This is a genomic window from Tychonema sp. LEGE 06208 (genome assembly GCF_015207505.1).
In the GTDB taxonomy this organism is placed as follows: Bacteria; Cyanobacteriota; Cyanobacteriia; order Cyanobacteriales; family Microcoleaceae; genus Microcoleus.
Window position 1 is genome coordinate 1 of the sequence record NZ_JADEWT010000194.1, and the last position, 5,038, is coordinate 5,038.

Sequence of the window (5,038 nt, forward strand, 5' to 3'; positions counted from 1 at the left end):
GTTGACTGTTGACTGTTGACTGTTAGCTGTTGACTGCCAACAACTAACAACTAACAACTAACAACTAACAACTAACAACTAACAACTAACAACTAACAACTAACAACTAACAACTAACAACTAACAACTAACTCAATCATTTCTTCCGAAAATTCCAAGCGGGAACAAACTTAGAATCTCCCCAAACGCCGCGGCGATTTTTCTTAGCTTCGGCTTCCGCTTGTTCCACAATACTTGCACTAGGACAGTTTTTTAAGTAAGGACGGTAAACCATTGCTAATCCTTCGCGCAGCAAAACTTCTTGGGCAAATGTGCCGTTTGGTAAGCGAACTTCGCTAATTTTGCGGCCGTAGCGGTCAGTATCGGTGACGGTCAAAACCACGCGCCCGCCCCCTTGTTTGACGAGCTGCTGCATTCTTTGCTCGGCTAGATTTCCCCACTTAAACTGATTCTTTTCTGCTGCTTTTTTGCTGTTTTTTTCAGCATTGGTGTGGGCAATTTCCGGTGCATCTATGCAGGCAAAACGCACTTTGATATCCTTCCCGGCGCTATCGCTGGCGACAAGGGTGTCGCCGTCGCTGACTCGTTTCACAGCATAATTGTTGGGCGGTAGCTTTTGGGGACAACCGGAGAGTAGGAACAGCAGAAAAAGTGCACTTAAGCTGGTGATTTTAGGAGAAAGGGTGATTTTGGTTGGGTTCATATTTCTCTCTGTTTATTTAGTTTCCATCCAATTTTGCCCCGCGTGGATGTCAACTATTAGCGGTACGCTAAGTGGCAGAGCATTTTCCATCGCCGTTCTAATTTTTGGCTGCAATTCTTCCCATTCATCGGGAGGTACTTCAAAGATTAATTCGTCGTGAACTTGCAATAACAGCCGCGCCTGATAGTTTTGCAAAATTTTGTCTACCTCAATCATGGCAAGTTTAATGATATCTGCACTTGAGCCTTGAATGGGAGCGTTGGCTGCAGCCCGCAAAGATTGGGCGTCATTTCTATTGAGAGACTTAAGTAGGCTGGAGTGAATGTCTTCGGGGTTGCGACGTTCTTTTTTAAACTCAGCGAGTGTTGGGCTCTCGAAGTTGAGATAGCGGCGGCGGCCGAGAATTGTGGAAACGTAGCCTAGGGCGATCGCCTCTTTTTTTACGTGCTCCAAATATTCAAAAACCTTACTGTAACGCTCGTTAAATCGTTCAATAAACTTTTTCCCGTCTGCCGAAGACTTGCCCATCGATCGCCCAAACTTAATCGCCCCCATACCATAGATTACCCCAAAATTAATCGTTTTCCCAAACCGTCTTTCATCCGGCGTTACTTCCTCTTTTTCAAACAGCAGTTGAGCCGTTACGGTATGCACATCTCGGTTATTTTGGTAAGCTTCAATCAACACCGGTTCTTGACTCAAATGAGCCAATATTCGCAACTCAATTTGAGAATAGTCAGCCGACACCATCAGCCAACCCGACTCCGGTAAAAAAGCCTTGCGAATTTGCCGCGAAAACTCGGTGCGGATGGGAATATTTTGTAAATTGGGATTGGAAGAAGAAAGCCGGCCCGTACCAGTTGCAGCTTGGTTAAAATCTGTATGTACTCGCCCGGTATCCCCACGCACTAACTGCGGCAAAGCATCGACATAGGTTGATTTTAATTTGGATAATGTTCGATACTCTAATAAATCGTCTACAATCGGGTGGTCTCCTTGCAATTTATCCAAAACAGCGGCATCTGTAGAGTATCCCGTCTTTGTTTTGCGAGACTTTTTCTGAAACTGTTCGGGGATTTTTTCTAACAAGATTTCGCTTAATTGTTTGGGCGAACCTAAATTAAACTTTCTCCCCGCTGCTTCATAGGTATTTTCTTCAAGTTTGGCTAATTTTATTTCTAGTTCTTGCGAGAGGGTATTGAGATAAGCTGAATCAATGCGAATTCCGCAGTATTCCATTTCAGCTAAAACTGGCTCTAAAGGCTGTTCTACTTTCAGCAGTAAATCCTCCAAAGTTTTTCCGGAAAAGCTAGCTTCATCAGCTTTATCCAATTCTGCTCTAAGTTTACTTACTAACCCAAACGTGGTGTGAACATCCATACCGCAGTAGTCAGCTACTTTTACAATACTGATGTCAGCAATTGTTTTGTTTTTCGGTACTAATTCCTTGTAGCTTTCTGCGACAATGCCTAAGTAGTGCCTTGACAATTCACTGAGGCTGTGGCTAGTTTCTGGGTTGAGTACGTAACTGGCTAGCATGGTGTCAAATACGACTCCAGCGAGTTTGATTCCTTGACAGCGCAGGATCAGGCGATCGAATTTAGCATTTTGCAGCGCCTTGGGATAATTTTCGCTTTCCAAAATCGGACGCAAAGCATTTAAAGCCGTGGCTTTGTCCAAATTTTTACCCGTTTTGTGTCCCGTGGGAATGTAAGCTAAATCCTCTTCACCGGTTCCCCAACAGCAGCCAATTCCCACTAATTCGGCATCTCGCGGTTCGAGGGCGGTGGTTTCGGTATCCCACGCCACGGGCGAGTTTTTGTCGGTGTGGGTTTCTAGCAGTTGGACTAATTCGTTTAACTGTTCTATTGTTTGAATGATTCGGGGTTGGATTGGCAGTTTGTTTTTCTGCTGGGCAGCTTTGGTTTCTGCCGCACTAAAAAACCACAATTCGTCTGCTTCTGAAATTTCAGAACTTGCAGCGGAAAAATCATTTGAATTATCAGCGTTAGGCAATTCAGAGACTGTAACTTCTCCCTTTTTCCGAACATCCGTTAAATCCGTTACAGAATCCGCTGCCGAACCTTCCCTCCGAACATCCGTTAAATCCGTTACAGAATCCGCTGCCGAACTTTCTTTTTCCGCACCACCGAACCGCTTTTGAATTTGTTTGACTTTGGTTAAAAATGTTTTGAATTCCAACTTTTCCAGCATGGTAATCAAGGCTGATTCATCAAAACCTATAAGCTGGCAATCTTCTAAGTTGATTTCTAAGGGAACATCTTGGACAATTGTCGCCATGCGCTGAGAATGATAGGCAGCTTCTTTGCCTTCTTCTAGCTTTTTCTTGGTTGCGCCTTTAATCTCGTCGATGGCTGCATAAATTCCGTCGAGGGAATTGTAAGCTTCTAGCAATTGCAGGGCGGTTTTGTCGCCGATGCCTTTGACTCCGGGAATGTTGTCGGATTTGTCGCCGCACAAAGCTTTATAATCTATTACTTGTTCGGGCAAAATACCGAGTTTTTCTTTAACTTGTTCGGGGCCGTATTCTTGAGATTTGCCTTTTCCCGATCGCCTGAGCTCGTCGGTACTCAAATACAAGACGCTGATATTTTTGTCGGTTTCTACTAATTGAAACAAATCTCGATCGCCCGTGAGGATTTTAACCGCATAACCGGCGGCGCTGGCTTTGTTGGCTAAAGTTCCTAAAACATCGTCAGCTTCGTAGCCCTCAGCGGTGACTGCTGGCAAATTGAGATAGGTGAGGAGTTCTTGCAGGTTTTTGAGATCGGGAATAAAATCTTCGGGGGTTTCGGGACGACCTGCTTTGTAAGTTTCGTCTGCTTCGTGGCGAAAAGTGGGCGTGGCGAGGTCAAAGGCGATCGCCATGTACTGGGGATCGTGGGCGGCCATAACTTCCAGCAGCGACTTGAGAAAGCCAAAACAGACGCTGGTGGGAATGCCTGTGGTCGTTCGCAAGCCTCCGTCTCGACTTTTGGCAAAGGCGAAGTAGGAACGAAAGGCCAGGGAGTGGCCGTCAACTAAGATGAAGGTGGGAGCTTGATTTGCCGACACTGACACAGATTGCGATCGCACGAAAGTATTTTCTCATTGTAGCCAGTTGTGATGCCTGTTTCAAAACCGAGCGCAACCGCAAAAAAGCTCTAAACCCTTATAAAATCAGTCAGTCGATTTGAAATTTTCGATTTTCGATTTTCGATTTACTTGCAGCGCAGTGATTCACCGGAGCCCAAAGTGGAGTCTAAAATTTCGATTTATCCGAAAAACCGGGTTTTCTGCGTAATATCATGTCCCCTCGATTGACCGATATCGCGATCCATTTTTGTAATGGTGGTAATCGATCGGACATGGCATAAGTCCTCAATCTATAATCGACTGACCCTCGATCGCGATCGGCTGATTGTGCAGCTTGCCTGAGAATGCTAAAAGATAAGAAGTATGATTCCTTACGGGATAGCTTCGCACGCGCGTAAATTTACCAATACCTGCCGATCGAAGCCTATGGCTGACATTAATCGATGCTACGAAATCCTCGAAATTGAGCCTGGAGCTTCCTTAGAAGAAATTAAACGCTCTTACAGGGATTTAGCGTTTGTGTGGCATCCCGATCGGTTGCCCCCTGGCGATCGCCTGCAACAAAAAGCTGAACAAAGATTAATAGAAATTAATCAAGCTTACGAAGAGTTGGTGTTGTTTCTCAGTCAGCCGGAATCGAAGTCGATCGACAAACCGTTTCAGCAGCCACAGCCTGCGCCACCCCCTGCGCCGCCGGAAAAGCCACTGAGAAGACGTTCGGGAAAATCAGCCGGCAGGCACGGTTCCCAGCGCCGTCAAACCCGCCCCAAAGCCTCATCCCAAAAAGTTTCAACTCCAAACAACTCTTTAAGCAAGAAACAATTTACCACTAAAAATAGACAAACCGAGCGGGGAAGAAAGCCTTCGGGGCGCAGCGCGGCGAGGAAAGCGCGGCGAGTTCAAAACAGTCTAAAGCTTACCCCGAAAAGGAAAAAAGAGTTTCCGACTCAATATTCCAAACCGCAGCCATCTCAAAACTATTTAACTTTCCCTTGGGGCCCACTGGCGATCGCCGTGGCGAGTTACGCTGTGACGGGCTGCATTTTGACAAAATATCACGCCCCCCTGTGGATGTCGGCTTTAATCTGGGGTGCGGATTGGCTGTGGGCCGCGATTTTGCTGGCGGAGGGTTCGGCAACGCCTAAAGTGTGGCTGGCGGCGCTGGTTTTGGCTGGGGCGGTGGGGGGGGCGATCGCCGGTTTTCAGGCTGGAGGAATGGTAACGGGGGCTGTCTGGGCG

At 46.5% G+C, this 5,038-nt stretch carries 3 protein-coding genes; 1 reads left to right on the forward strand and 2 read right to left on the reverse strand.

The genetic code is table 11. The features are described 5' to 3' along the window. Positions 1-136: 136 nt before the first annotated feature. Together IQ263_RS27565 and polA are read right to left on the reverse strand one after the other, a co-directional pair. Positions 137-703 (reverse strand): thermonuclease family protein, encoded by a 567-nt coding sequence (locus IQ263_RS27565; RefSeq protein ID WP_194071224.1) that lies wholly within the window; start codon positions 701-703, stop codon positions 137-139. A 12-nt stretch (positions 704-715) separates the two neighbouring features. Then, a complete protein-coding gene (gene polA, locus IQ263_RS27570) occupies positions 716-3,799 on the reverse strand; it encodes a DNA polymerase I (protein ID WP_339384799.1) in 3,084 nt (1,027 codons plus the stop codon). Positions 3,800-4,225: 426 nt separating this feature from the next. On the opposite strand from polA, the gene IQ263_RS27575 reads away from it, so the two are divergent. Then, positions 4,226-5,038 (forward strand): J domain-containing protein (locus IQ263_RS27575; protein ID WP_194071225.1); only part of this gene is annotated, 813 nt, incomplete at its 3' end.

Excerpts from the sequence above, each read along its gene's own strand:
- IQ263_RS27565 (WP_194071224.1), bottom strand. The coding sequence starts at position 703 with ATGAACCCAACCAAAATCACCCTTTCTCCTAAAATCACCAGCTTAAGT.